Source organism: Hydrogenophaga sp. ZJX-1 (genome assembly GCF_048590325.1).
GTDB lineage: Bacteria > Pseudomonadota > Gammaproteobacteria > Burkholderiales > Burkholderiaceae_C > Hydrogenophaga.
Genome location: NZ_JBMBRA010000007.1, coordinates 80,448 through 106,458, shown reverse-complemented (window position 1 = coordinate 106,458; position 26,011 = coordinate 80,448). Strand labels below are relative to the sequence as shown.

At 66.3% G+C, this 26,011-nt stretch carries 21 protein-coding genes; 17 read left to right on the top strand and 4 right to left on the bottom strand.

Going from position 1 to position 26,011, the window contains the following annotated elements:
- Nucleotides 1-14 precede the first annotated feature (14 nt).
- Nucleotides 15-722: a GNAT family N-acetyltransferase gene (locus tag ACN5W5_RS19275; RefSeq protein ID WP_420050076.1), complete on the top strand. Its 708-nt coding sequence runs from the start codon at nt 15-17 to the stop codon at nt 720-722.
- Here ACN5W5_RS19275 and ACN5W5_RS19270 read toward each other — a convergent pair.
- The 3 genes from ACN5W5_RS19270 to ACN5W5_RS19260 form a co-directional block, all read right to left on the bottom strand.
- The gene (locus ACN5W5_RS19270) at nt 694-1,827 is read right to left on the bottom strand and encodes an ABC transporter permease (RefSeq protein WP_420050075.1); all 1,134 of its coding nucleotides are present in this window, start codon (nt 1,825-1,827) and stop codon (nt 694-696) included. The genes ACN5W5_RS19275 and ACN5W5_RS19270 overlap by 29 nt on opposite strands.
- Nucleotides 1,824-2,768, bottom strand: a complete 945-nt coding sequence (locus ACN5W5_RS19265) for an ABC transporter ATP-binding protein (protein ID WP_420050074.1) — start codon at nt 2,766-2,768, stop codon at nt 1,824-1,826. Before ACN5W5_RS19265 ends, ACN5W5_RS19270 begins: the two co-directional genes overlap by 4 nt.
- 135 nt (nt 2,769-2,903) lie before the next feature.
- Nucleotides 2,904-3,896, bottom strand: coding sequence for an HlyD family secretion protein (locus ACN5W5_RS19260; RefSeq protein WP_420050073.1), 993 nt, complete (start codon nt 3,894-3,896; stop codon nt 2,904-2,906).
- A gap of 100 nt (nt 3,897-3,996) precedes the next feature.
- On the opposite strand from ACN5W5_RS19260, the gene ACN5W5_RS19255 reads away from it, so the two are divergent.
- The 13 genes from ACN5W5_RS19255 to ACN5W5_RS19195 all read left to right on the top strand — a co-directional run bounded on the left by ACN5W5_RS19255 (nt 3,997) and on the right by ACN5W5_RS19195 (nt 20,004).
- Entirely contained in the window at nt 3,997-4,839 is an 843-nt protein-coding gene (locus tag ACN5W5_RS19255; protein ID WP_420050072.1) for an alpha/beta hydrolase, read from the top strand.
- A gap of 185 nt (nt 4,840-5,024) precedes the next feature.
- A complete protein-coding gene (gene gdhA / locus ACN5W5_RS19250) occupies nt 5,025-6,368 on the top strand; it encodes an NADP-specific glutamate dehydrogenase (protein ID WP_420050071.1) in 1,344 nt (447 codons plus the stop codon).
- 107 nt (nt 6,369-6,475) lie between these two features.
- Nucleotides 6,476-7,720 (top strand): Bcr/CflA family efflux MFS transporter, encoded by a 1,245-nt coding sequence (locus ACN5W5_RS19245; RefSeq protein ID WP_420050070.1) that lies wholly within the window; start codon nt 6,476-6,478, stop codon nt 7,718-7,720.
- Entirely contained in the window at nt 7,710-8,696 is a 987-nt protein-coding gene (miaA, locus tag ACN5W5_RS19240; RefSeq protein ID WP_420050069.1) for a tRNA (adenosine(37)-N6)-dimethylallyltransferase MiaA, read from the top strand. Before ACN5W5_RS19245 ends, miaA begins: the two co-directional genes overlap by 11 nt.
- 61 nt (nt 8,697-8,757) lie before the next feature.
- On the top strand, nt 8,758-9,402 hold the full coding sequence (locus ACN5W5_RS19235) for an ABC transporter ATP-binding protein (RefSeq protein WP_420050068.1): 645 nt from the start codon (nt 8,758-8,760) through the stop codon (nt 9,400-9,402).
- Between the two features lie 434 nt (nt 9,403-9,836).
- A complete protein-coding gene (locus ACN5W5_RS19230; RefSeq protein ID WP_420050067.1) occupies nt 9,837-10,754 on the top strand; it encodes a carbohydrate porin in 918 nt (305 codons plus the stop codon).
- Between the two features lie 175 nt (nt 10,755-10,929).
- Nucleotides 10,930-12,015 (top strand): LacI family DNA-binding transcriptional regulator, encoded by a 1,086-nt coding sequence (locus ACN5W5_RS19225; protein ID WP_420050066.1) that lies wholly within the window; start codon nt 10,930-10,932, stop codon nt 12,013-12,015.
- Between the two features lie 274 nt (nt 12,016-12,289).
- Nucleotides 12,290-13,570 (top strand): ABC transporter substrate-binding protein, encoded by a 1,281-nt coding sequence (locus tag ACN5W5_RS19220; protein ID WP_420050065.1) that lies wholly within the window; start codon nt 12,290-12,292, stop codon nt 13,568-13,570.
- 71 nt (nt 13,571-13,641) lie between these two features.
- Entirely contained in the window at nt 13,642-14,550 is a 909-nt protein-coding gene (locus tag ACN5W5_RS19215; RefSeq protein ID WP_291188574.1) for a carbohydrate ABC transporter permease, read from the top strand.
- A 2-nt stretch (nt 14,551-14,552) separates the two neighbouring features.
- Nucleotides 14,553-15,389 (top strand): carbohydrate ABC transporter permease, encoded by an 837-nt coding sequence (locus ACN5W5_RS19210; RefSeq protein ID WP_177139395.1) that lies wholly within the window; start codon nt 14,553-14,555, stop codon nt 15,387-15,389.
- Nucleotides 15,390-15,428: 39 nt separating this feature from the next.
- Nucleotides 15,429-17,066 carry an alpha-glucosidase gene (locus ACN5W5_RS19205; RefSeq protein ID WP_420050064.1) on the top strand — a complete coding sequence of 546 codons (1,638 nt, stop codon included), beginning with the start codon at nt 15,429-15,431 and terminating at the stop codon, nt 17,064-17,066.
- A gap of 29 nt (nt 17,067-17,095) precedes the next feature.
- Nucleotides 17,096-18,235 (top strand): ABC transporter ATP-binding protein, encoded by a 1,140-nt coding sequence (locus tag ACN5W5_RS19200; RefSeq protein ID WP_290972518.1) that lies wholly within the window; start codon nt 17,096-17,098, stop codon nt 18,233-18,235.
- 125 nt (nt 18,236-18,360) lie between these two features.
- Nucleotides 18,361-20,004 (top strand): alpha-D-glucose phosphate-specific phosphoglucomutase, encoded by a 1,644-nt coding sequence (locus ACN5W5_RS19195; protein ID WP_420050063.1) that lies wholly within the window; start codon nt 18,361-18,363, stop codon nt 20,002-20,004.
- Nucleotides 20,005-20,026: 22 nt separating this feature from the next.
- Here the strand turns inward: ACN5W5_RS19195 and ACN5W5_RS19190 are convergent, their stop codons facing one another.
- Complete coding sequence (locus ACN5W5_RS19190; RefSeq protein ID WP_420050062.1) at nt 20,027-21,052, bottom strand: phosphotransferase enzyme family protein; 1,026 nt, start codon at nt 21,050-21,052, stop codon at nt 20,027-20,029.
- On the opposite strand from ACN5W5_RS19190, the gene ACN5W5_RS19185 reads away from it, so the two are divergent.
- From ACN5W5_RS19185 to ACN5W5_RS19175, 3 genes are all read left to right on the top strand, one after another.
- Nucleotides 21,051-21,359, top strand: coding sequence for a hypothetical protein (locus ACN5W5_RS19185; protein WP_420050061.1), 309 nt, complete (start codon nt 21,051-21,053; stop codon nt 21,357-21,359). The two genes, ACN5W5_RS19190 and ACN5W5_RS19185, sit on opposite strands and share 2 nt — an antisense overlap.
- 86 nt (nt 21,360-21,445) lie before the next feature.
- Nucleotides 21,446-23,860 carry an AAA family ATPase gene (locus ACN5W5_RS19180; RefSeq protein WP_420050060.1) on the top strand — a complete coding sequence of 805 codons (2,415 nt, stop codon included), beginning with the start codon at nt 21,446-21,448 and terminating at the stop codon, nt 23,858-23,860.
- Nucleotides 23,857-25,785, top strand: a complete 1,929-nt coding sequence (locus tag ACN5W5_RS19175; RefSeq protein ID WP_420050059.1) for a UvrD-helicase domain-containing protein — start codon at nt 23,857-23,859, stop codon at nt 25,783-25,785. Before ACN5W5_RS19180 ends, ACN5W5_RS19175 begins: the two co-directional genes overlap by 4 nt.
- Nucleotides 25,786-26,011 lie beyond the last annotated feature (226 nt).

Sequence of the window (26,011 nt, the reverse complement as noted above, 5' to 3'; positions counted from 1 at the left end):
CCAGGACATCCCCGATGCACCCACTGCTCGACAACGTCTTCTGGCACGCCATGGTCGGCCCGCAAGCGCATTGGGCCGTCGGCTCGGGCAACGCGCGCCGTTACGCTCCGGGCTTTTCGCCCATCGTCGGGTTTGCCGACCCCGAGCGCCCCGACTTCGACGCCTTGGCGCCCCACTGCGGCCCCGACGAACATTTCTACTGCGCCGGCTGGTCAGGCCCTGCGCCCGCGGGCTGGGCGGTCGAGGCCGAGACCACCATGCACAAGATGGTCTGGGCCGGCGAGGCCCCCGCGCGCGACGAAGCGCCCGACGCCCGACCCATCACCAACGAACACCTGGACCAGGTGCTGGCGCTGGCCGATCTCACCCGCCCGGGACCGTTCGGCCCGCGCACCATCGAGCTCGGCGAGTACTTCGGCCTGTTCGACGGCGAACGCCTCATGGCCATGGCCGGCGAACGCAGCTTTGCCGGCGCGCTGCGCGAGGTCAGCGGCGTCTGCACCCACCCGGACTTCCAGGGTCGCGGGCTGGCCAAACGCCTGATGCTCAAGCTCGTCGCGCACCAGATCGCGCGTGGCGAAACCCCGTTCCTGCATGTGATGAGCGACAACACCGGCGCCCTGGGCCTGTACCAGCGCATGGGTTTTCGCACCCACCGCGAAGTGGTGGTCCGCGTCATCGCGCGGCATTCAGTCAATCCAGGGTCTGCCGGTAGCGTTTGAGCGCCACCGCGCCGGCGATCGCCAGAAACAGCAACATGGGCCAGAGGTCGGCCCAGAGCTGCGGCGCCTGGTTGCCCTTGAGCATGATGCCGCGCACGATGCGCAGGAAGTGCGTCAGCGGCAGGCCCTCGCCGAGCCACTGCGCCCAGACCGGCATGCCGCGGAACGGGAACATGAAACCCGAGAGCAGCATGGACGGCAGGAAGAAAAAGAAGGTCATCTGCATCGCCTGCAGCTGGTTGCGCGCGATGGTCGAAAAGGTGAAACCCACCGCCAGATTGGCCACCATGAAGACACCGATCATCGCCATCAGCAACACGAAACTGCCCACCATGGGCACCTCGAACAGCAGCCAGGCCGCGCCCAGGATCACGCCGAGCTGCACATAGCCGATCACCACGTAGGGCAGGATCTTGCCCACCATCACCTCCAGCGGCCGCACCGGTGTGGCGAGCAGGTTTTCCATCGTGCCGCGCTCGCGTTCGCGCGTCATGGCCAGCGAGGTCAGCATCACCATGGTCATGGTGAGGATGGTGCCGATCAGGCCAGGCACGATGTTGTAGCGCGACAGGCCCTCGGGGTTGTAGCGCCGGTGGATTCTCAGCTCGAACGGCGCCGCGCCCTTCTGCAGCGTCTGCAGCGGGCCGGTGAGATCGTGGCGCAGGGCCAGGTTCGTCATCTCGCCGAGCGCGGCGATCGCGTTGCCCGAGGCCGAGGGGTCGGTGGCGTCCACCGAGACCAGCACCGCCGGGCGCTCGCCGCGCACCACGTCGCGCGAAAAACCGGGCGGGATCACGATCATGAACTGCACCTCGCCCGCGGCCACCAGGGCGTCGGCCTCGGCTTGGCTGGTGCCCTGGTGCACCACCTTGAAATAGCCGGTGTTCTGCAGCGAGGCCACCAGGCTGCGCGCCAGCGGGCCGGCGTCGGCCGCGACCACCGCCGTGGGCAGGCCCTTGGGGTCGGTGTTGATGGCGTAACCGAACAGCACCAGCTGCATCACCGGCACGCCCACCGCCATGGCGAAGGTGAGCCGGTCGCGCAGCATCTGCTGGAATTCCTTGATGAACACGGCCCAGGTGCGCGCGGGCGAAAACCACTTCATGGTTGATCCGTCCGATCGTTGCCGAAGTTGTCCTGCGCCTGGTCGATCAGGCTGATGAACACGTCCTCCAGGTTGGCCCGAGCCTCGCGCAGCACCACGCCGCTCTCGCCCTGGAAAGCGCCCAGCGACTGCGCCAGCAGCGCGGCGTCGCGCCCGGCCACGTGCAGCGTGTTGCCGAAGGCGACGACGTTCTGCACGCCCGGCAAGGCGCGCAGGCGTTCGCTCAGGTCCTGCACGGCAGCGCCTTCTAGCGCCCAGACGCTCAGGCCCGCCGCGTCCACGATCTCGCGCTCGTTGCCGCGCGCGAGCACCTTGCCGTAGGCGATGTAGACCAGGTCGTGGCAGCGCGCGGCCTCGTCCATGTAGTGGGTGGACACCAGCACCGTGATGCCCTGCGCGGCCAGGCGGTGGATCTGGTCCCAGAAGTCGCGCCGCGCCTTGGGGTCCACACCGGCCGTGGGCTCGTCGAGCAGCAGCAGGCGCGGCCCGTGGATCAGGCAGGCGGCCAGCGCCAGGCGCTGCTTCCAGCCGCCCGAGAGCGTGCCAGCGAGCTGGCGCTGGCGCGCCTGCAGGCCCAGCTGCTCCAGCGCCCGGTCCACCGCCGCGCGGCGCCCGGGCAGCTCGAACAGGCGGGCCACGAAGTCCAGGTTTTCGCGGATCGAGAGGTCGTCGTAGAGGCCGAACTTCTGCGTCATGTAGCCCACCTGGCGCTTGATGGCGGCGGCCTCGCGGCGGAAGTCCAGCCCCAGGCACTGCCCCTCGCCCGCGTCGGGGCGCAGCAGACCGCAGAGCATGCGGATGGTCGTGGTCTTGCCGCTGCCGTTGGGGCCGAGGAAACCGCAGATGCGGCCCTGGCCCACCTGCAGGGTCACGTCGTCCACCACGGCGCGACCGTCGTAGCGCTTGGTCAGGCCGCGCACGTCGATGGCGAGCGGGTCCATCTCAGCGGTCCATCCTGTCGGAGCGCCGTCCGTGGCGCCGGAGAAGGTGCAAGCCAAGGACACCGCCGGGCCGGCTTTGCCGGACGGCTGGTGTCGCCCCCTGGAGGGGGTCGCGCGCAGCGCGGCGGGGGAGTTTCATCGCGATTCCAGGCGGGTCACGTCCAGCGGCTGGCCGGGGTGCAGGCGGTTGGCGTCGGCCGGGCGTGGCGCCGCTTCCACCAGGAACACCAGCCGGGCGCGCTGGGCGTTGGAGTAGATCACCGGCGGCGTGAATTCCGGGCCACTGGCGATGCGCGTGATGCGCGCCGGAATCGCCTCGCCGCAGCCGTCGCAGGCCAGGGCCACCCACTGCCCGGTGGCGAGCGCGCCGACCTCGGTCTCGGGCACGTAGAACCGGGCCTTCACGCCGCCCGGCGGCAACAGCGACAGCACCGGCTGCCCCGGCGCCACGGTTTCGCCGACGCGGAAAAACACCTCGGCCACCTGGGCATCGGTGGGCGCGGACTGCTGCTTCTGGGCCAGCCGCCAGTCGCTCTGGCGCAGCACCTGGCGCGCGGCCTCGGCCTGGGCCTCGGCGGCGTCGGTTTCGTCGCTGCGCGCCGGCAGGGCCGCCACGCGCAGGGCGGCCTCCAGTTCGGCCACCCGGCCGTTCGCCTGGTCGAGTGCGGCTTTGGCGGCGTCCTGGCTGGCCTGCGATACAAAACCCTGGGCCACCAGATCCCGCTGGCGCGCCCAGGCGGTCTGCGCCAGCGCGGCCTGCGCACGGGCCTGCGCCAGCTGGGCGCGGGTGACGGCCACCTCGTCGCTGCGCCGGCCTTTGGTGGTGTTGGCGGCCTGGGCCAAGGTGCCGGCCAGGCGCGCCCGGGCTTCGGCCTGCGCCGCCTGTTCGGCCTGCGCGTCGAGCGCGAACAAGGTGTCGCCCTGCCGGACCCGGTCACCCGCCCGCACGGTCAGTGTGTCGAGCCGCCCACCCACCGGGGACGACACGTGCACATAGTCGCCCTCGACATAACCCGACCAGCCCGCCGGCGGCGCCTCACCGCAGGCCAGCAGCCCGGCAACCAGGGCCAGCGCCGCGGCCAGGCCCGGTGCGCGGCGGATGAAACGGGGAAACACGCTGTCGGTCATGGGCTGGTCGTCCGTTGGGGTCCAGGCGGAGGGTAGGCGCTCCGCGGGCTTTGTTCATTCTGCCTTGAACTTTTCGGGTCGGGTCGCATCACTCCTTGCCATGAAGCGCCTGCTGATCGTCCTTTTTGCTGCGGCCGCTGTGCTGACCGGCTGTGCCACCCTCGACCAGCGGCAGCGCGCCTGGATCTTCCAGCCCTCGGACCGCAGCTGGTGGCGCGGGGACGAGGCCGCGGCCGGCATGGACGATGTCTGGATCAACTTCCAGTCGCAGGAAACCGGGCAGCCGGTGAAGCTGCATGGCCTGTGGCTGGCCCACGAAAACTTCACCACGCGAGCGAATGCCCCCGTGCTGCTCTACCTGCACGGCGCGCGCTTCAACGTCACTGGCTCAGCCTTCCGCGCGCGCCGCATGCAGGAACTGGGCTTTTCGGTGCTGGCGATCGACTACCGGGGCTTCGGCAAGAGCTCGTCCGGGCTGCCCTCGGAAACCATAGCCTACGAAGACGCCCGGGCCGCATGGGACTGGCTTGGACAACAGTACCCCGGTCGACCGCGCTACATCTTCGGCCACTCGCTGGGGAGCGCCATCGCCATCGAACTCGCGGCCCAGGTGGGCGACGAAGCAGGCACGCTGGTCGAGGGCGGTTTCACGTCCATCCCCGACGTGGTCAGCACCTTCAAGTGGGGCTGGCTGCCGGTGGGGCCGCTGATCACCCAGCGTTTTGAAGCGGTCAAGCGCGTGCCGGTGATCGGCTCTCCGCTGCTGGTGGTGCACGGCGGGGAGGACCGGCTGATCCAGCCCGAACTGGGGCGCCGCCTGTTTGAGGCCGCCACCGGACCCAAGGCCTTCGTGCTGGTGGAAGGCGGCTCGCACCACAACACCAACTCGGTGGGCCAGCCGCAGTACCGGGTGGCCCTGACCGACCTGTTCGGACTCCCCTAGCGCTGCACCGCCGGCCGCACAGGCCGGAACCCACGGGTCCATGCCAAGGCACCAAATCAGTGCCTACGGTTATATCGACCATGGCACGCACCAATACAGCACTCAAAGCACCCAATCAGTGCCATATCACTGGGCGAAATACCGATTTCGCATAATTCAACGCACTTTTTTGGAGCATTTAACGCATGAAGTACGCCTCGGTCCACGACTTTCTGTCCCACGTCGCCCTGCGCAATCCCGGCCAACCCGAGTTCCTGCAGGCCGTCACGGAAGTGATGGAAAGCCTCTGGCCCTTCATCTCGGCCCACCCGAAGTACGCCGAACAAGGCCTGCTCGACCGCCTGGTTGAACCGGAACGCATCGTGATTTTCCGCGTGTCCTGGCTGGACGATCACGGCCGCGTGCAGGTCAACAAGGGCTACCGGATCCAGCACAGCATGGCCATCGGCCCCTACAAGGGCGGCCTGCGCTTCCACCCCTCGGTCAACCTGTCGGTGCTGAAGTTCCTGGCCTTCGAGCAGACCTTCAAGAACGCGCTGACCACGCTGCCCATGGGTGGTGGCAAAGGCGGCTCGGACTTCGACCCCAAGGGCAAAAGCCCGGCCGAAGTGATGCGTTTCTGCCAGGCCTTCGCCAGCGAGCTGTTCCGCCACGTGGGCGCCGACACCGACGTGCCGGCCGGCGACATCGGCGTGGGCGGTCGTGAGGTCGGCTTCATCGCCGGCATGGTCAAGAAGCTGAGCAACCGGGCCGACTGCGTCTTCACCGGCAAGGGACTCGCTTTCGGCGGCTCGCTGGTCCGCCCGGAAGCCACCGGCTACGGCACGGTGTACTTCGCGCAGGAGATGCTCAAGACCCAGGGCAAGTCGTTTGACGGCCTGCGCGTGAGCGTCTCCGGCTCGGGCAACGTGGCCCAGTACGCGGTCCAGAAAGCCCTGGAGCTCGGGGCCCGGGTGATCACCGTGTCCGACTCCAGCGGCACCATCGTGGATGAAGCCGGCTTCACCGCCGAGAAGCTCGCCATCCTGATGGACGTGAAGAACCACCACTACGGCCGCGTGAGCGACTACGCCGAACGCACCGGCGTGAAGTTCGAAGCCGGGGTGCGGCCCTGGCATGTGCCGGTGGACGTGGCCCTGCCCTGTGCGACCCAGAACGAGCTGGACGGGAACGATGCCCGCACGCTCATCGGCAACGGCGTGCTCTGCGTGGCTGAGGGCGCCAACATGCCTTCCACCATCGAGGCCGCCAAGGCCTTCGAGGTGGCCGGTGTGCTGTACGCCCCGGGCAAGGCCAGCAACGCCGGCGGCGTGGCCACCTCCGGTCTGGAGATGAGCCAGAACGCGCTGCGCCTGTCCTGGCCACGCGAGGAGGTGGACGGTCGCCTGCTGCAGATCATGCAGGGCATTCACGCCGCCTGCCTGGCCCACGGCAAGCGCGCCGACGGCAGCGTGAGCTACATCGACGGCGCCAACATCGCCGGCTTCGTGAAGGTGGCCGACGCCATGCTGGCCCAGGGCGTCATTTAGCGCGTCCCGCGGCGGGTGAAACGCCGGCCCGTCCAGGCCCCTGGCTGCCGCGCTCTGACACCATTGCTTCTGCTACCCTCGACTGGATGTCCGCCAAGCCCTCTTCCATGTCGCCAGGCCTGATCGTGCTGGTGCTCTCGCTGCTGCTGGGTCTGCAACCCGTCACCACCGACCTTTACCTGCCCGCCCTGCCCGCCATGACCCAGGGCTTTGGCGCGGCGATGTCGCAGGCCCAGCTCACGCTGACCGCGCTGCTGCTGGCTTTCGGCCTGTCGCAGATGGTGTGGGGGCCACTGTCGGACCGCTTCGGCCGCCGGCCGGTGCTGCTGGTGGGCATGCTGCTCTACGTGGTGGCCTCGGTGGGCAGCACGTTTTCCGCCTCGATGGACCAGCTCATCGTCTGGCGCGCGCTGCAGGGCGTGGCGATGGGCGCGGGCGTGATGTGCGCACGCGCCATCGTGCGCGATCTCTACGCCCCGGTGGACGGTGCCCGCATCATGTCCAAGGGCCTCACCGGTCTGGGTGTGATCGCCTGCGCGAGCGCGCCGCTGGGGGGCCTGCTGGCGCAGTATCTGGGCTGGCGCGTGGCGCTGATGGCGGTGGCCGTGTTCGGCGCCGGCACGCTGCTGCTGGTGGCCCTGCGCTTCGAGGAAACCCTGGCACGGAAGAACCCGCGCGCGCTGGAGCCGATCACGCTGCTGCGCACCTGGTGGACCATCCTGCAGAACCCCACCTTCTGGGCTTTCACGCTGCTGGCCACCACGTCCTACGGCGGCCTGTTCACCTTCCTCGCCGCGTCTTCGTTCGTCTTCATCCAGGTGCTGGGGCTGTCGCAGCCGGCCTATGGCCTGGCCATGTTCACCATGTCGCTGAGCTACATCCTCGGCACCTTCATCTGCCGCCGCCTGCTGCCACGCCTCGGCGTGCGCAAGACGGTGGCGCTGGCGGGCGCCTGCACCCTCACCGCCGGCACCAGCATGGGCCTGCTCGCGCTGGCGGGCGTGCAGCACGTGGCCGCCATCATGGTGCCGTTCTACCTTTTCATGCTGGCCCACGGCGTGCACCAGCCCTGCGGCCAGAGCGGCGCCGTCGGGCCGTTCCCGCAGGCCGCGGGCGCGGCCTCGGCGCTGAGCGGTTTCATGATGATGATCGCGGCCTTCTTCATGGGCGGCTGGTTGGGCAGGAGCCTGGCGGCCATCGCCCAGGGCCAGGGCAGCGTGCTGCCGCTGACCAACGGCGTCTGGTTCTGGAGCGTGCTGATAGCGGCCACGGCCTGGACGCTGGTGCAGCGCTTTGGTGAGATGAAGACGCCACCGGTGCGCACCACCGCCGGAGCAACGAATGCCAGCTGAACGGCCGCGTTGCCTGGCCATTGCCGGGCCCACCGCCAGCGGCAAGAGCGCCGCTTCGCTGGCCATCGCACAGCGCTGGCCGGTGGAGATCATCAGCGTCGACTCGGCCCTGGTCTACCGCGGCATGGACATCGGCACCGCCAAGCCCACGCCCGCCGAACGGGCCCAGGTGCCGCACCACCTGATCGACACCACCGATCCATTGGAGTCCTACAGTGCCGCCGGCTTCGTGGCCGACGCCACGCGGATGATCGGCGAGATCCAGGCGCGCGGGCGCACGCCGCTGCTGGTGGGCGGCACCATGCTGTATTTCAAGGCGCTGATGCAGGGCCTCAACCAGATGCCGCGCGCCGACGCCGCCGTGCGCCAGGCCATCGAGGCGCGCGCCGCCCAGCTCGGCTGGCCCGCGCTGCACGCCGAACTCGCGAGCGTGGACCCGGTGACGGCGGCGCGCCTGTTCCCCAACGACTCGCAGCGCATCCAGCGCGCGCTCGAAGTTTTCGAGGTCTCGGGCCAGCCGATCTCGGCCTTCCAGACCGGGCCGGACGCGTCCACGCCGACCAGCCCGATCGCGCCCGGCGCCCTGCTCTCGCTCGAACCGCAGGACCGCGCCTGGCTGCACGCGCGCATCGCCCAGCGTTTCGACGCCATGCTGGCGGCGGGCTTCCTGGACGAGGTGCGGGCGCTGCGCGCGCGCGGCGACCTGCACCCCGATCTGCCGTCCATGCGCTGCGTCGGTTACCGCCAGGCCTGGGAGGCGCTGGACGCCCACGGTGAAACACCCAGCGCGCCCCAGCTCGCCGAGCTGCGCGACCGCGGCATCTTCGCCACGCGCCAGCTCGCCAAACGCCAGATCACCTGGCTGCGCTCCATGCCGGAACGCGTGGTCGTGGCCTGCGACGCGCCCGATGCGCTGGAACAGGTGCTGCAATGGGCCAGCCGCTGGCTGGACGCACCAGCCGGGGAAGTCGCATGAGCGCCGCCCGGCCGCTCCGAAGGCGCTCAGCCCCGCAGTGCGCAGCACGGAGGGCCGTCCAGTGAGCCTCGTCATCCACAACCTGAGCAAACGCTATGGCGACACGCCCGTGTTCAGCCAGGTGAACCTGCGCGTCGAGCCGGGCGAGTTCATCGCCATCGTCGGCGAATCCGGCGTGGGCAAATCCAGTCTGTTGAACTGCATGGCCGCGCTGGACGACTGGAGCGAGGGCACGATCACGCACGACGGCGTGGACCTCGGCACGCTGGGCGAGGTGCAGCGGGCCCACTGGCGGCGCGAAAAGCTCGGTTTCGTGTTCCAGGCGTTTCACGTGTTGCCGCACCTGGACGTGGCGCAGAACGTGGGGCTGCCGCTGCTGCTGCTGAAGCGCCCGGACCCGGCGCGCGTGGCGCAGATGCTCGAAGCGGTGGGCCTGGGCGGACTCGGCGAGCGCCTGCCGGCCCAGCTCTCCGGCGGGCAGCTGCAGCGCGTGGCGATCGCGCGCGCCCTGGTGCACCGCCCCAGCCTGCTGCTCGCCGATGAGCCCACCGGCAACCTCGACCCTTCCACCGCAGCGCAGGTGATGGGCGTGCTGCAGCAGCAGGCGGCCGACAGCGGCGCGGCGCTGGTGCTGGTGACGCACTCCGAGACGGCCGCTGCGCGGGCGCAGCGCGTGCTGCAACTCACCGCGACAGGCTGCCACTGAGGCCGACCCGGTCGCCTTGACCACGTCGCGCTCAGCGACCTCACAGGCTCCCGTCCCCGCTGTCGCCAGCCACCAACCCGCACGGGCGCGGCGCGGCGGCCCTCGCGCTGCCGTGCCCCATCGGTCGGGGTTTTCCAGCGCCCCTTCCCGTTTCACCCCCTTCATCGCCCAAATACATCAAGTGCATTGATGTACCTTTATTGCATTGCAAACCATTGCACCACTGGGGTTTACCTTGCTGTTGCGAGTCCGCTTCAAATCGAGTTACGTACCTGGAACAAGCACATTTCAAGGGTTAATACCAAATTGCAAACGTTTGCATCGATGCTCGAATAACGCCACTTTCCAGTTGGGTTTTGTTCTATTGATATGAAACTCAGATACCGGAAAGGTGTTTGTCTGTTCACCCCATTCCTACATCCGGAGCCAAGTCCATGCACAACGTTTTCAAACTGGCCGCTGTTGCCGCCCTCTGTTCCTCCGCCGTTGCGGCCCACGCCGAGCTGTCGCTCGATGCCAACCTCGAGCTCGACACCACCTACACCAACGCCGTCGATGCTCCGGCCAGCAACGCCCGTGAAAGCGACCTGGGCATGGGTGGCCGCGTGGAGTTCAACGTCGGCGCCAAGGCCACCAACGGTGACGCCTTCGTGGCCGCCCGTGCTTCGCTGCTGTTGAAGAAAGACGGCGACACCGGCATGGACGACATGTGGGTGCAGTTCGGCAACGCCGGCATGGACCTCAAGCTCGGCCGCTTCGAAGCCTACGACCTCTTCCCCGTGGGCAAGGACACCGTGGTCGAATACGCCGGCTACACCCCCTACCAGGCCAACATGCTGCGCGGCCGCAAGGGCCGCGACGTCGCCCACGGTGCCCTGGGCGTGAACGCAGCGCCCGGCCTGCGCTTTGAACTGGGTCTGGTCTACAGCAAGGACGAGGGCGAAGCCCGCGGCATCCGTCCGGCTGTGGGCTACACCACCGGCCCGCTGACCCTGCGCGCCGGCGTGGAGTCGGTCAAGGTCGTGGGCAGTGACGCCAGCACGGAAAACGGCGTCGGCCTCTCGGTCGGCTACGCCCTGAGCAAAGACAGCAACATCAATGTCAACTTCGCCAAGAAGGAAGACGACAAAACCATCGGCATCAACGCCATCATCGGAGCCGCCGGCATCGGCCTGATCCACGGCAAGGGCGCCACCTCGGCCGACAAGGTCACCACCGTCTACGCCGCCTACAGCCTGCCGCTGTTCGGCGTGAAGGGCGCCACCATCACCCCCGCCCTGAGCTACTCCAAGGGTGGCACCGGCACCGACGACCAGGTGGCCGTCCGCGCCCGCATCAACTACGCGTTCTGATCGGGGGGGATCCCCGTTTTTTTTCCGGTGGGCCGGGTCGGCATGGCGCCGGGCCGCCCACCGCCACCGTTCTCTCAGGCAATCAGTTCGCCCGGACGCCGCAAGGCCTCCGGGCTTTTTTGCGCCCTCTGGTCCGGCGGGCCGGTGCTGGCGAACGCAATGGAATAATCGGTCCATGCCCACCCCGCCCCGCGCCAAGCCGCCCGCCAGCCCGCTGCCCACCGTTACCGCCGCCCCGGCCACACCCGGCGCCGACAAGGGACGCCGACGCATGCAGATGACCGACATCGCCCGCATGGCCGGCGTCTCCGCCTCCACCGTCTCGCGTGCGCTCAGCGGCAGCCCGCTGATCCCGGAAGCCACGCGCACCCGCATCACCGAACTCGCCCGTTCGCTGAACTACCGCGTCAACGCCGGAGCCGCCAGCCTGCGCAAGGGCGATGTGCAGACCATCGGGGTCGTGCTCCTGAGTGACAGTGCGCAGATGATCTCGGACCCCTTCCTGCTGGGCATCCTGGGTTCGCTCACCGACGCGGTGAACGAACAGGGCATGAACCTGCTGCTCTCGCGCCTGCACGAGGACAGCAAGGACCGCATGCGCTCCATGGTCGAGTCGGGCCAGGTGACCGGCCTGATCGTGATCGGCCAGCTGATCCTGCACGAACACCTCAACGAGCTGGCGCATCTCGGCATTCCCATGGCGGTCTGGGGTGCGGCCCTGCCCGACGCGTCCTACCCGGTGGTCGGCAGCGACAACCGGCTGGGCGGCTACCTCGCCACCCGCCACCTGATCGAACAGGGTTGCCGGCGCATCGCCTTCTTTGGCGACACCAGCCACCCCGAAGCCGGCCAGCGCTTCCAGGGCCACGCCCAGGCGATGGAAGAAGCCGGTATCGAACTCGACCCGCGCCTGCGGCAGCACTTCCTGTTCGGTGACGCGCGCCTGCGGGAATCCATTGACGGCTGGCTCAACCAGCGGCTGGATTTCGACGCCATCTTTGCCTGCAGCGACGTCACGGCCATCTCCCTCATGGGCGCGCTGCGCGAGCGCAACATCGCCGTGCCCTCGCAGGTGCGTGTGGTCGGCTACGACGACATCCTGCTCGCCTCCCACGTCCACCCACCGCTGACCACTGTCCGCCAGCCCATCGAGCAGGCGGGCCGCGCGCTGGTCGACCTCATGTTCGAGTCCGTCGCCGGCGCCCCGCGCCGCAACATCGTGCTGCCGACCGAACTGATGGTGCGCGAGAGCAGCCTCTAGGTTCATCCCGCTGACCCGCGGGACCGACCGACCACCAACATCCTCGCCGTCCTCGCCGTCCCCGGCGCCGACGGCGTCTCTGCGCACGCCGATCGCCCCGCGCCGGGCAACACGCTCTGTTACCGCGTTACGTACCCCACACGACGCGCTGGACTAGGGAAATCCCCATCATGCAATCGATTGCATTGATGATCCAATGACCCCACTGCCCATGAAACATGTGAACGGCACAGCGGCAGTTCCACCGAGACACAACCATCTACGAGGCAAGCCCATGAAACCATCTTTCCGCTCCTTGACCGCCACGGCCGCTGCCCTGGCCCTGACCGCCCCGCTGTGGATCTCGGGCGCCCACGCCGCCACCGTCACCATCTCCTGCGGTTCGGTCGGCCAGGACTATGAAAACTGCAAGAACATGACGGCCGACTGGGCAAAGAAGACCGGGCACGAAGTCAAGCTCTTCACCATCCCGAACTCCACCACCGACATCCTGGCCCTGTTCCGCCAGCTGTTCGCCGCCAAGTCGCCGGACCTGGATGTGGTCAACGTGGACGTGGTGTGGCCCGGCGTGATCAAGGACCACCTGCTGGACCTCAAGCCCTACAGCAAGGGGATCGAGAAAGAGCACTTCCCGGCCATCGTGGCCAACAACACCGTGGACGGCAAGCTGCTGGCCATGCCCTGGTTCACCGACGCCGGCCTGCTGTTCTACCGCAAGGACCTGGTCGAGAAGTACGGCGCCAAGCCCCCGACCACCTGGGAAGAGCTGGCCGCCACGGCCAAGAAGATCCAGGACGGCGAGCGTGCCGCCGGCAACAAGGACTTCCACGGTTTCGTGTTCCAGGCCAAGGCCTATGAAGGCCTGACCTGCGACGCCGTGGAATGGGTGCACAGCTACGGCGGCGGCAACATCGTCAACGACAAGGGCGAGATCACCATCAACAACCCCAAGGCCGTGCAGGCGCTGAAGACCGCGGCCTCCTGGATCGGCACCATCGCCCCGCAGGGCGTGCTGAACTACGCCGAAGAGGAAGCCCGCGGCGTGTTCCAGAACGGCAACGCCGCCTTCATGCGCAACTGGCCCTACGCCTGGTCGCTGGGCAACGCCAAGGACTCGAAGATCTCCGGCAAGATTGGCGTGTCGGCCCTGCCCAAGGGTGGCGCGAGCGGCCAGAACGCCGCCACGCTGGGGGGCTGGCAGCTCGCCGTGTCCAAGTACTCCAGGAACCCGGCCATCGCCGCCGACCTGGTGATGTTCATGACCAGCGCCGAATCGCAAAAGTACCGCGCCATCAACGGCTCGTACAACCCGACCATCGCCGCCCTGTACAAGGACAAGGACGTGCTGGCCGCCAACCCCTTCTTCGGCAGCCTGTACGAGGTGTTCACCAGCGCCGTGCCGCGCCCGGCCACCGCCACCGGCGCCAAATACCCCGAGGTCAGCTCGGCTTTCTGGAACGCCACGCACGACGTGCTCTCGGGCCAGGCCACGGCCGAAGACAGCCTGAAGAAGCTCGAAGGCAAGCTCAAGCAGGTCCAGCGCGGCAAGTGGTGAGGACATGCCCTCCACGCGCCGCCTCCGGGCGGCGTGGGGGGATCTGAAGCGCAACCCGAGGGACCCCACCCATGAACAGCAAGACGCGCACCGCCTGGACCTTTCTGGCTCCCATGCTGCTGGTGCTCATCCTCGTGGCCGTGTGGCCGCTGGGCCGCACCATCTGGTTCAGCTTCACCGACGCCAACATCAACGACCTGTCGGCCACGAAGTTCGTCGGTTTCGAGAACTACTTTGGTGAATACGGCCTCTTCGCCAACCCCAACTACACCGACGGCTTCTTCGCCAGCGACTGGGGCTTGTCCATCCTCAACACGCTGAAGTTCAGCATCGTCTCCGTCACGCTCGAAACCCTGATGGGCCTGGGCGTGGCCATGCTGCTCAACCAGGACTTCAAGGGCCGCACCTTCGTGCGCACCGCGGTGCTGGTGCCCTGGGCCATCCCGACCATCGTGTCGGCCAAGATGTGGGGCTGGATGCTGCACGACCAGTTCGGCATCATCAACCAGTGGCTGGTCGACTTCGGCCTGATCGCCGACAAGATCGCGTGGACCGCCCAGCCCGAGTACGCGCTCTGGACCGTGGTCGCGGTGGACGTGTGGAAGACCACACCCTTCATGGCCCTGCTGATCCTGGCCGCGTTGCAGACCCTGCCCAAGGACTGCTACGAGGCCGCCGAGGTGGACGGCGTGCACCCGCTGCGCGTGTTCTGGAAAGTGACGCTGCCGCTCATCCGCCCCGCGTTGATGGTGGCCGTGATCTTCCGACTGCTCGACGCGCTGCGCGTGTTCGACCTGATCTACGTGCTGACCTCGAACAACAACAGCACGATCTCCATGTCCGGCTTCGTGCGGCGCGAAATGGTCGACAACGGCTACATGGGCTACGGCTCGGCCGCCTCGACCGCTCTGTTCCTGATCATTGGCCTTTGTACGGTTGCAGCGATCAAGCTCAGCCGCATGAAACTGGGGGAGGACTGATCATGAAATCCGCCTGGTACTGGCGCGTCGCGCTTTATCTTGCCGCCACGGTGGTGGTGGCCATCTCGGTGTTCCCCTTCATCTACGCGGTGTCCACTTCGTTCAAGTCGGGCTCGGCCCTGTTCGAGCCGGTGCTCTGGCCGTCGAGCGTGACGCTGGCGAACTACGTCTCGCTGTTCTCGCTGGCCGAACAGCCCTTTGGCCGCCACATCCTGAACTCGATCATGGTGTCGGTGCTGGTGGTGGCGATCTCGCTCTTCATCGGTGTGACCGCGTCCTACGCGCTGGGCCGCATCAGCTTCAAGGGCCGCGGTCTGCTGCTGACCGCCGTGCTGGCCGTGTCCATGTTCCCGCAGGTCGCGGTGCTGGCCGGCATGTTCGAGCTGATCCGCTTTCTGGGCCTCTACAACAAGGCGCTGGGCCTGGTGTTGCCCTACATGATCTTCACCCTGCCCTTCACCGTCTGGGTGCTCACCACCTTCATGAAGCAATTGCCCAAGGAGCTGGAAGAGGCCGCGATCATGGACGGCTGTGGTCCCTGGCGCATCATCAAGGACGTGTTCATGCCGCTGCTGTGGCCCGCGCTGGTGTCCACCGGCCTGCTCGCCTTCATCGCGGCCTGGAACGAGTTCCTGTTCGCGCTCACCTTCGTGCTCGACAACAACGAGCGCACCGTGCCGGTGTCGATCGCGCTGATCTCCGGCGCCAGCAAATACGACATCCCCTGGGGCAACATCATGGCCGCCTCGGTGCTGGTGACCATCCCCCTGCTGGGCCTCGTGCTCGCCTTCCAGAAAAAGATCGTTTCGGGCCTGACGGCTGGAGCCGTCAAGGGCTGACCTCTCTTTCTCTTTCCCTTTCTCCTCCCTTCCCTTCCCATGACACAGAAAGCACCCAACAACGGCTGGTGGCGCGGCGGCGTGATCTACCAGATCTACCCGCGCTCCTTCCAGGACAGCAACGGCGACGGCATCGGCGACCTGCCGGGCATCACGCAGCGGCTCGAGCACATCGCGGCGCTCGGTGCCGACGCCATCTGGCTCTCGCCCTTCTTCAAGAGCCCGATGAAGGACTTCGGCTACGACGTCAGCGACTACTGCGACGTCGACCCCATGTTCGGCACGCTCGACGACTTCAAGGCGCTGGTGCAGCGCGCCCACGCGCTGGGCCTGAAGGTCATGATCGACCAGGTGCTCTCGCACTGCTCCGACCAGCACCCCTGGTTCACCGAAAGCCGCGCCAGCCGCGACAACCCCAAGGCCGACTGGTTCGTCTGGGCCGATGCGCGGCACGACGGCACCCCGCCCAACAACTGGCTGTCGGTCTTTGGCGGCAGCGCCTGGCAATGGGACACGCGCCGGCGCCAGTACTACCTGCACAACTTCCTCAGCAGCCAGCCCGATCTGAATTTCCACAACCCCGCCGTGCAGGACGCACTGCTGGCCGCCGTGGAATTCTGGCTGGAGCTGGGTGTGGACGGCTACCGCCTCGACGCCATCAACTTCTGCTTTCACGACGCGGCCCTGCGCGACAACCCGGGGCGTGGCGCGCCACTGATCGAGGACCCCACCGCCCCGTCGTCCAACCCCTACTCGTGGCAGCACCACCGCTACGACAAGAGCCAGCCCGAAGCGCTGGGCTTCCTGCGCCGCCTGCGCAGCCTGGTCGATCGGTACGATGACACCACCATGGTCGGCGAGATCGGCGACGAGGCCGGCCTGACCATGGTGGCCGACTACACCGGTGGCAGCGACAAGCTGCACATGGCGTATTGCTTCACCCTGCTCGGTGCCGCCCACGACGCGCCCTTCCTCCACGCCACGATCCAGCAGTTCCATCAGGTGGCGGGCGACGGCTGGCCTTGCTGGGCGCTGTCCAACCACGACGTCGCGCGGGTGGCCACGCGCTGGGGTGGCGAGCACCCCGACCCGCGCCTGCTGCGCCTGGCCGCGGCCTTCCAGCTGAGCCTGCGCGGCACCGTCTGCCTCTACCAGGGCGAAGAGCTGGGCCTGCCCGAAGCCACCATCGCCTTTGAAGACCTGCAGGACCCTTACGGCATCAGCATGTGGCCCGAATTCAAGGGCCGCGACGGCTGCAGAACCCCGATGCCCTGGGCCGCCGATGCGCCCCACGCGGGTTTCTCCACCGGTGAGCGCAGCTGGCTGCCCGTGCCACCGGAGCACCGGCCCCTGGCGGTGGACCGCCAGCAGGCCGACGCCGGTTCGCTGCTGAGCTTCTTCAAGCAGTTGCTCCACTGGCGCCGCGAGCAGCCCGCGCTGGTGCATGGCGAGCTGCACCTGCGGCCCGTGGATGCGCAGGTGCTGGCGTTCGAGCGCCACCACAGCGCGCAGCGCGTGCTCTGCGCCTTCAACTTCAGCGACACGCCGGCCACGCTGGCACGGCCCGAGGGCTGGTCGCAGGCCCGCGCGCTCGACGGCAGTGGCCTGAGCGGCGCGCACGTCGAAGGCGACACCCTCGTTTTCGAACCCTGGGGCGGCCTGTTCCTTCAGGCCTGACACCCACCACACCGCAGGAGACCCGCACCATGTCCCGGATCGACTTCAAGAACGTCTGCAAGCGCTATGCGCCCAACGCACCGCTCACGATCAACAACGCCAACCTCACCATCGAGAACGGGGAGTTCTGCGTCTTCGTCGGTCCCTCGGGTTGCGGCAAGTCCACGCTGCTGCGCATGGTGGCCGGCCTGGAAGACATCAGCTCGGGCGACGTCTCCATCGGCGGCGAACGCGTCAACGACCTGCCGCCCGCGCGCCGCGGCGTGGCCATGGTCTTCCAGAGCTACGCGCTGTATCCGCACATGACCGTGCGCGAGAACATGGGCTTCGGCCTCAAGGTCTTCGGCTCCAACGCCGCGGAGATCGACAAGAAAGTGCGCGCGGCGGCCGACATCCTGCAGCTCACGCCGCTGCTGGACCGCCTGCCCAAGGCGCTCTCGGGTGGCCAGCGCCAGCGCGTGGCCATCGGCCGCGCCATCGTGAAAGAGCCGCGCGTGTTCCTGTTCGACGAGCCGCTCTCCAACCTGGACGCCGCGCTGCGCGTGCAGACCCGGCTCGAGATCGCCAAACTGCACCACGACATCGGCACCGCCAGCATGATCTACGTGACGCACGACCAGGTCGAGGCCATGACCCTGGCCGACAAGATCGTGCTGCTGCGCGCGGGCGAAGACGTGCAGAAGAAGGGCTCCATCGCCCAGATCGGCACGCCCATGGACCTCTACCACCGGCCCAACAGCCTGTTCGTGGCCGAGTTCATCGGCTCGCCCAAGATGAACATCCTGCCCGCCACCTTCGAGTCGGCCAGCCACGGCTCGGCGCAGATCCGCGTGGCGGGACACCGCTTCGACGTGGCGGTCAACGCCGATCAACTCAAGGCCGGCCAGGCCGCGACCATGGGCCTGCGCCCCGAACACATGCGCCTGGCCGATTCGGATCACAGCCCCAACAGCCTGCCGGCCCGGGTGGTCCACATCGAGAAGCTCGGTGAAGCCTCGCTGCTGTACCTGGAGATCACCCCGGACACGCCGACCATCACGCTCAAACTCGAAGGCACCACCGGCATCCGGACCGGCGAGAACATCCGCCTGCAGGTGGATGCGGCCGACCTGCACCTGTTCGACGACCAGGGCGAGGCGCTGACGCGCACCGTGTCGCTCCCGGTCTGAAGGTCTGAAGGCAGCACCCGCATCGCGGCGGGCCGCGTTCTGGGCGACACTGGTGTGTGTGACCGGGGCAACACCGCCTCGGCAAAATCAGGGCTTTTGTCCCACGGAAGAACCCAGGAACCGCCATGACCCTCCAGTCCCTGCCCACCACCCCGTTTGCCGGCCAGCTGCCCGGCACCTCCGGCCTGCGCAAGAAGGTCACGGTGTTCCAGCAGCCGCGCTACCTCGAGAATTTCGTGCAGGCGCTGTTCGATGTGCTGCACGGCGAATACCAGCTGGCCACCGGCCAGACCCTGGTGCTGGGTGGCGACGGGCGCTTTCACAACCGGGCCGCCGTGCAGACCATCCTGAAAATGGCCGCGGCGCGCGGCTACGCCCGTGTGCTGCTGGGCCAGGGCGGCATCCTGTCGACCCCCGCCGCGAGCGCGGTGATCCGCCGCCACCAGGCGAGCGGCGGCATCATCCTCTCGGCCAGCCACAACCCCGGCGGCCCCGACGGTGATTTCGGCATCAAGTACAACGCGGCCAATGGCGGCCCCGCGCCCGAGAAACTGACCCAGGCGATCTACGAGCGCACCCAGGTCATCGAGCGCTACCAGATCAGCGATGCCGCTGACATCACGCTCGACATGCTGGGCACCCAGCAGATCGAGGACATGACCGTCGAGGTGATCGACCCGGTGGAAGACCACGCCGCCGTGCTGCGCAGCCTGTTCGACTTCGACGCCATCCGCGCCCTGTTCGCGCGCGGCTTCCGCCTGCGCTACGACGCCATGTGGGCGGTCGGCGGCCCCTACGCCAAGGCCATCATCGAAGGCGAACTCGGCGCGCCCGCCGGCACCGTGGTGCACGCCGAGCCGCTGGAAGACTTCGGCGGCCTGCACCCCGACCCCAACCCGGCCTACGCCGAGGACCTCGTGGCCCACCTCATGGCCGCCGACGCGCCCGACATGGGGGCCGCGTCCGACGGCGACGCCGACCGCAACATGATCCTCGGCCGCGGCTTTCTGGTCTCGCCCTCCGACAGCCTGGCCGTGCTGACGGCCCACGCGACACAGGTGCCCGGCTACGCCCGGGGCCTGGCCGGCGTGGCGCGCTCCATGCCCACCTCCACCGCGGTGGACCGTGTGGCGAAAGCGCTGGACATCGCTTGCTACGAAACGCCGACCGGCTGGAAGTTTTTCGGCAACCTGCTGGACGCGGGCAAGGTCACGCTTTGCGGTGAAGAGAGCTACGGCACCGGCTCCGACCACGTGCGCGAAAAAGACGGCCTGTGGGCCGTGCTGTTCTGGCTCAACCTCGTGGCCGTGACAGGCAAATCGGTGGAAGAGCTGGTGCGTGGCCTCTGGCGCGCACACGGCCGCTGCGTGTACTCGCGCCACGACTACGACGGCATCGCCACCGAGAAGGCCAACGCGCTGATGAGCGAACTGCGCGCCCAGCTGCCCACGCTGGGTGGCACGGCGGTGGCGGGCCAGCCCGTCGCCTGGGCCGACGACTTCGCCTACACCGACCCGGTGGACGGCTCGGTGAGCCAGAAACAGGGCGTGCGCGTGGTGCTCGAAGATTCGTCGCGCGTCGTGTTCCGCCTCTCCGGCACCGGCACCGAGGGCGCCACGCTGCGCGTCTACCTGGAGCGCCACGAACCCGACGCCAGCCGCCACGACGTGCCGGCCCAGGAAGCGCTCGCACCGCTCGTGGCCCTGGCCGAAGCCGTGGCCCACATCCGGCAACACACCGGCATGGACGCACCGACCGTCATGACCTGATACGGGTTCGCCTGTCAGGCCATCAAGCGGGTAATTCAAGGCCTTTCCAGGCGGCGAGCACATCCACTTGCTTTTTCAGCCAGTCCGCAGGCATCGTGCTGGTGCCCCAGTGGTGCAGACGACCGATACCCTCGCCCATGTTCCACAGGTGCCGCAACTGCACAAACATCGGCAGTGCTGCCCTGTCAGCCTTGCTGATCTCGCCGCCGCCCGAGCGGTAGCCGCGCAGGTAGTGTGCCCAGCGATCCAGTAGCAGCGCGTCGGGTTCTTTGAGGACCTTGCGAGTCAGGTATGACCACGGCAGAACGCTCAAGTCATAGGCCAGAAAACCGGGCCCTGCATCATCAAAGTCGAAGAACACGGCCCTTCTAGCACCGGCTGCATCGGTACCCACGTGATTGTTGAAGCCGTGCGTATCGCCATGGCACACGACACGCGTCAGTTCGCACTCAACATGGCCCAGCTCATCAAGCAGTTGAGCCACCCGTTGGTGGTACGTTTCCAGCAACTCCGTATCCAGATCCGGGTAGACGCGCAGGTATTCGAGGGTCCGCCCGGCCAAGTGGTGACCGTTCAGCGCATAGCGGCTTGGCGGACCAGCGTAGTCATGCGCCACCCTGTGGATCTGGCCCAGCACGTTGCCGGTGAGCTCGAAATCCTCCAGCGAATCAGGAAGGCTTCCTTCTGCATGCTGGAACAGCGCCATGGCACGAGGCCCTTCAGGAAACTGCAACAGGACATGCGTACACCCATTCGCAGTCTGCACCGGAGCTGCCACGCCCACCCCATGGGCATCGAGGTGCACCAACAGCGAAACCTCGAAGCTGACATTGAAATCCCCTCGCGGCCGGATCGAATACAGGCGAACAACGTAGCGCTTTCCGTCGATGGAACGCAACGCATAGTTGTCATTCAAGCCCCGACGGATCAGATGGCAGTGCCGCACTTGAATGCCGTAGTGCTGCTCCACCCACCGTGCGATGGACGTGGTAGCGGCCGTCGTGTGGGCGGGAATCAGATCGGGGTCGAGTTTCAGGCGATCGGTCATGGCCCATTTTCCATGCAGTTCTTTGCACGGGCTTGCTCAGGCTTGCATGGGGGAAAAAGGAAAACAGGTCTGCAACAGGCTGGTAGCGGAACTGTACGAACGGCTGGTCTGGGGCGCCTCTTTGCGGTTCAGTGCGTCCAAAGGACCGAGCTCCCATTCGCAGAAAATGCATGTAGATCGTGGTTGTCGGCACAAACGCGTGACCCAAGAGTTCTCGCACGATGCGGATGTCGCTCCACGCCGGAAGCAGGTGCGCGGTTTATGCTTCATGCCGGCTTTTGCCGCAAAATTCCGTTTTATGCAGTGAGGGGGCAAGAGCACCAACGCTCTGAGTAGCGTAGCCGGGCGGCGCGCTCAGAAAGCCTCCCCGGCAACACCTTGAGGGAGGTCATCATGAAGCTACAGGCCTATCGGCTGCAGAACTATCGCCGGCTGCGAGACGTTGTCATCGAGCTCGATGACGAGATTTCCATCTTTGTCGGCGCCAACAACAGCGGGAAGACGTCCGCCGTCCAAGGCCTGTACTCAATGCTCCGCGGCGAAGCGAAGAAGTTAGAGCTCTTCGACTTTAGCGCGGCGCTGTGGGCTGAGATCGACGCTATCGGTAAGACGGCTCCAGGGGACGAGGACGCACCCAAGAGATTGCCGTCCATCTTGTTGGACCTCTGGTTCCGCGTTGGTGAGGATGACCTCGCCACCGCAATGTCGCTGCTTCCGAGCACGGAATGGGACGGCAAGTGCGTCGGGATCCGTGTAGCGTTTGAGCCTCGCGATGCCTATGAACTCGTTCGGAAGTTTCATGAACTGCATGAGAAAGCGAACAACGCGGCGATCGCGCTGGCTGCCAGGCGCAAGACAGGTGGTGAGCCTGCCGCCGAGGTGGGCGCCGATACGGTTGAGGTGATGGCCGAGGCCAGCGAGTACAAGCCCTGGCCGGAAAGCCTGACGAAGTACCTCACCAAAGAGCTGAGCAAGGAATACACCTTCCGCTACTACGTGCTCGATGAGCGAGCTTTTGATGGCTACCTGACAAAGGAGGCCGACTACGAGCCGCTGCTCCTTGGGAAGGAGCCGGGCGGCGCCGCCATCCTAAAGTCTCTGGTGCGGGTGGACTTTCTTCGCGCGCAGCGGCACCTCGATGACCCGGACGCCGGCAGCTCTGACCGTGCCGAGAGCCTGTCGCGGCGACTGAGCCGTTTCTATCACCGCAACTTGGAGAAGCGTGGCGACGACCATGCGGCGCTCAAAGCGCTTGATACCTCCGAGAAGGAGCTGAACTTCCACCTTAAGGAAGTCTTCAGTGACACCCTCAAGCGCTTGGCTAAGCTCGGCTATCCAGGCGTGAACAATCCCGAAATCGTGATTCGGGCGGCCTTGGATCCGACTACCGTTCTGGGGCAGGACGCCAAGGTCCACTACGTGATTCCGGGTGCGGCTACCACTCAACTGCCCGACAGCTACAACGGCCTGGGGTTCAAGAACCTGGTCTACATGGTGGTGGAACTGCTCGACCTGCACGAGCAGTGGAAGGCCGAGGAGGACAAGCGAGCGCCGCTGCATCTGGTATTCATTGAAGAGCCTGAGGCGCATCTACACGCGCAGATTCAGCAGGTCTTCATCAGGAACGTTTTGCGCCTCCTTGAGGATGCCAACGATCACGCGACGTTTTTCCACACGCAGCTCGTCATCACTACGCACTCCCCACACATTCTCTATGAGCGCGGGTTCTCTCCCATCCGGTACTTCCGCCGTGTCAGCGACCAGCTGGACCATCACACCGACGTGCGGAATCTATCGCTATTCAAGACGGGCGCGGCCGACGCTCCTGCGCGCGAATTCCTGCAGCGGTATCTGAAGCTGACGCACTGCGATCTCTTCTTTTCCGATGCGGTCATCTTGGTTGAAGGCAACGTCGAGCGCCTGCTATTGCCAGCCATGATCGAGTCGGCTGCCAAGCGCCTGCGTTCTTCCGCGCTGACCATCCTTGAAGTCGGAGGCGCATTCGCGCATCGGTTCCAGGAACTGATCGCCTTCGTTGGACTCACGACGCTGGTCATCACGGATCTAGACAGCGTGACGGTCAAGACGGATGCCGAGAAGGCTGCCGCGCAAGGCGCAGGCGCTGAGGGCGCCATTGACGGAGATGACGAGGACGACGACCTGAAGCCCTTCGAGCTCGAAGACGACAACGAAGCGGAACCGGGCGGAAAGAAGAAGTCCAAGAAGCGCGGCAGCACCTGCCATGCGCACGTTGAAGGCGCCGTCACGTCCAACCAAACCCTCATTAGCTGGATCCCGAAGAAGCGGTCGGTGGCCGAACTCTGGGACGTGACGGCGGAGCAAAAGACGCTGTCGCTGGCCGAGGGTTCCAGCGCTGAGGTTCGGGTTGCCTATCAGACCAAGGTTTCGGTGACGGTGGGTTCGGCGACCGCACAGCTCTGCGGCCGCACGCTTGAAGAGGCCTTTGGTCTTGAGAACGCCGACTGGTGTCAGGCTGAGGCCAATCGGGCGGTCGGCCTCAAGCTGAAGCGCGCACCGAGCAGCCCCGAGGAACTGGCTGAGAAGTTGCACGACAGGGTGGTCGGAAAGAACTTCGACAAGACTCGCTTTGCCCTGGAAGTCCTCGCAAGCGGGCCTCTCAATGGCTGGAAGGTCCCCACTTACATCGCCGAGGGCTTAGCCTGGCTCGAAGCGAAAGTGGCCTATGAGCTTGAGGCGGATGCGGCCATCGCCACCGAGGTTGCGACGATTGAGCCGACTGCGGCCGGCGCTTTCGCTGTCTTTGCTGGCGCGGAGCAGACGGCATGAGCAGGCGAGTCGATAGCCCGGATACCGACGCCGACCGCGAGATCCACGCGTGCATTGCCGCGACGCCACCGCAGCCTTTCGTGGTTCGTGCCGGCGCAGGTTCCGGCAAAACCACCTCCCTCATCAAGGCGCTGGACTGGGTGATGTCGGAGCACGGCGCCAGCATGAGGGCGAAGAAGCAGAAGGTCGCTTGCATCACCTATACAGACCTCGCCGCCAATGAAATCCTGGGGGACGTCAACGACGACCCGCTGGTTCATGTCTCGACCATCCACAGCTTCTACTGGGCCATTGCCAAGACGTTTCAGGCCGACATCAAGGTTTGGCTGCAGAACGACATCCAAAGGCGGATCTCCGAGCTGGAAGAAGAGTTCAAGAACTACGGCTCGCGTGTTCGGCAAACCACGCGCGACAGGAACAAGGCCGACCAGGAGCGCTATGCCCGAAATCTGGAAGCTCTGGACGGCGTCAAGACGTTCAACTACGGCGTCGGCAGTGACTACGCGAAGGGCATCCTTGGCCACGAGGACATCCTTCAGCTCGCAGACTTCCTGCTGCAAAACCGCCCTCTGTTCCGAAGGGTCGTTGCGCTGAAATACCCGTTCGTGTTCATTGATGAGAGTCAGGACACGTTCCCTGGAGTCGTGAAGTCGTTCAAGGACGTGGAAGCCCAGATGCGGGGCAAGTTCTGCCTCGGGTTTTTTGGCGACCCGATGCAGTCTATCTTCATGAGAGGCGCAGGGGACATTCCGCTCGAAGGCCATTGGCGGGCCATCACGAAGCCGGAGAATTTTCGCTGCGCCAGGCAGATCCTGGACGTCGCCAACGCCGTGCGAGCCCAGGGCGACGGCATGGCGCAGGTCCGCGGGTTGCACGAGAGGGTCGATGGGGTCCTCAAGCCGGTGGAGGGCTCGGCCCGGATGTTCGTCCTGCCGAACACGCTGAACCGAACCGAGGCTCTGGCAAGAGTCCGGGCGTGGAGCGCGGCGACTAACAACGACGAGGGTTGGACGACCCCAGACAACGCGGTCAAGATTCTCGTCATCGTGCACCGCATGGCGGCAAACCGGCTCGGCTTCGGCGGCATCTACTCGGCGCTGAACGACAAAACGTCGGAGGCTATGAAGCAGGGTATGCAGGACGGCACCGGCTGGCCCGTTCGACCTTTCCTGAGTTTCGCGCTGCCGGTCATTGCAGCGATGAAGGCCGGCAACGAGTTCGCAGCGATGAACCTGCTCCGGGAGTTCAGCCCGCTCCTGGCACCTGGGGCCCTGACCGGCCGCCGCGCTGCGGATGTACTGCGGGGGCTGCATGCAGCCGTTTTGATGCTCGTCACCATGCTGGATGAGGCTGGAACCACTGTTGGTGACATTGCCCTTCATCTCCGCGATGCGGGCCTTTTCGAATTCGACGAGCGCTATGCCCGCGTGCTTGGGTTTGTCGGAAATCTTGCCGATGCAGCTCAAGATATCGAGGCTGCCGATGCGGCTCCGACCGAAGGACGATCCTCGGACACGGCAATGGTCAAGTTCTTTAAGTGCTCTGCGCAAGAGCTACTGCCATACGAACGCTATGTCTCTGAAGGCTCACCCTATGCCACGCAGCATGGCGTGAAGGGCGCCCAGTTCGAGCGTGTCATCGTGGTGATGGATGAGGAGGAAAGCGAATACCGAACGTACAACTACGAGCGTGTCTTTGCCAGTGCTGAGGCTCGTGCGGCAGATCGCGAAAGAGCCCAAGGCGGCGATGAAAACACTTGGAGCCGAACGCTGCGGCTGCTGTACGTCTGTTGTACTCGCGCCCAGCGGGGGCTGGTTTTGACGTTCTTTGTTGCCGACCCGGCAGCTACTCTGGAGAACGTCGTGGCGAGTGGGATCTTGCCCCGGAGCGCAGTCTTCACGCTGGAGGCACTGGCCTCTGTGTAGTGTTCAGGGGGTACATGAGACCTGCCTGCTATGGGCATTGCTCGGTGGGCCGAAGGGAATTGCTGGTTCGGTGCCCTCGACTCCTACGGCAGCTTTGGGGCGGCGAGTTTGATGAGATAGAAGACTGCAGTCGCTGCACTGCCGTCATTCACTGGGCCTTGCCGAACTTCAGCAGTGGGTCGCAAGCGCTAGCTCAACAATAAGGCGATCGGACATGAGCAGACAT

Excerpts from the sequence above, each read along its gene's own strand:
- ACN5W5_RS19270 (WP_420050075.1), bottom strand. The coding sequence starts at position 1,827 with ATGAAGTGGTTTTCGCCCGCGCGCACCTGGGCCGTGTTCATCAAGGAA.
- ACN5W5_RS19230 (WP_420050067.1), top strand. The coding sequence starts at position 9,837 with ATGCACAACGTTTTCAAACTGGCCGCTGTTGCCGCCCTCTGTTCCTCC.
- ACN5W5_RS19245 (WP_420050070.1), top strand. The coding sequence starts at position 6,476 with ATGTCGCCAGGCCTGATCGTGCTGGTGCTCTCGCTGCTGCTGGGTCTG.
- ACN5W5_RS19265 (WP_420050074.1), bottom strand. The coding sequence starts at position 2,768 with ATGGACCCGCTCGCCATCGACGTGCGCGGCCTGACCAAGCGCTACGAC.
- ACN5W5_RS19185 (WP_420050061.1), top strand. The coding sequence starts at position 21,051 with ATGGCCCATTTTCCATGCAGTTCTTTGCACGGGCTTGCTCAGGCTTGC.
- ACN5W5_RS19210 (WP_177139395.1), top strand. The coding sequence starts at position 14,553 with ATGAAATCCGCCTGGTACTGGCGCGTCGCGCTTTATCTTGCCGCCACG.
- ACN5W5_RS19225 (WP_420050066.1), top strand. The coding sequence starts at position 10,930 with ATGCCCACCCCGCCCCGCGCCAAGCCGCCCGCCAGCCCGCTGCCCACC.
- ACN5W5_RS19275 (WP_420050076.1), top strand. The coding sequence starts at position 15 with ATGCACCCACTGCTCGACAACGTCTTCTGGCACGCCATGGTCGGCCCG.
- ACN5W5_RS19260 (WP_420050073.1), bottom strand. The coding sequence starts at position 3,896 with ATGACCGACAGCGTGTTTCCCCGTTTCATCCGCCGCGCACCGGGCCTG.
- ACN5W5_RS19195 (WP_420050063.1), top strand. The coding sequence starts at position 18,361 with ATGACCCTCCAGTCCCTGCCCACCACCCCGTTTGCCGGCCAGCTGCCC.
- ACN5W5_RS19200 (WP_290972518.1), top strand. The coding sequence starts at position 17,096 with ATGTCCCGGATCGACTTCAAGAACGTCTGCAAGCGCTATGCGCCCAAC.
- ACN5W5_RS19215 (WP_291188574.1), top strand. The coding sequence starts at position 13,642 with ATGAACAGCAAGACGCGCACCGCCTGGACCTTTCTGGCTCCCATGCTG.
- ACN5W5_RS19180 (WP_420050060.1), top strand. The coding sequence starts at position 21,446 with ATGAAGCTACAGGCCTATCGGCTGCAGAACTATCGCCGGCTGCGAGAC.
- miaA (WP_420050069.1), top strand. The coding sequence starts at position 7,710 with ATGCCAGCTGAACGGCCGCGTTGCCTGGCCATTGCCGGGCCCACCGCC.
- ACN5W5_RS19175 (WP_420050059.1), top strand. The coding sequence starts at position 23,857 with ATGAGCAGGCGAGTCGATAGCCCGGATACCGACGCCGACCGCGAGATC.
- gdhA (WP_420050071.1), top strand. The coding sequence starts at position 5,025 with ATGAAGTACGCCTCGGTCCACGACTTTCTGTCCCACGTCGCCCTGCGC.
- ACN5W5_RS19205 (WP_420050064.1), top strand. The coding sequence starts at position 15,429 with ATGACACAGAAAGCACCCAACAACGGCTGGTGGCGCGGCGGCGTGATC.
- ACN5W5_RS19190 (WP_420050062.1), bottom strand. The coding sequence starts at position 21,052 with ATGACCGATCGCCTGAAACTCGACCCCGATCTGATTCCCGCCCACACG.
- ACN5W5_RS19220 (WP_420050065.1), top strand. The coding sequence starts at position 12,290 with ATGAAACCATCTTTCCGCTCCTTGACCGCCACGGCCGCTGCCCTGGCC.
- ACN5W5_RS19255 (WP_420050072.1), top strand. The coding sequence starts at position 3,997 with ATGAAGCGCCTGCTGATCGTCCTTTTTGCTGCGGCCGCTGTGCTGACC.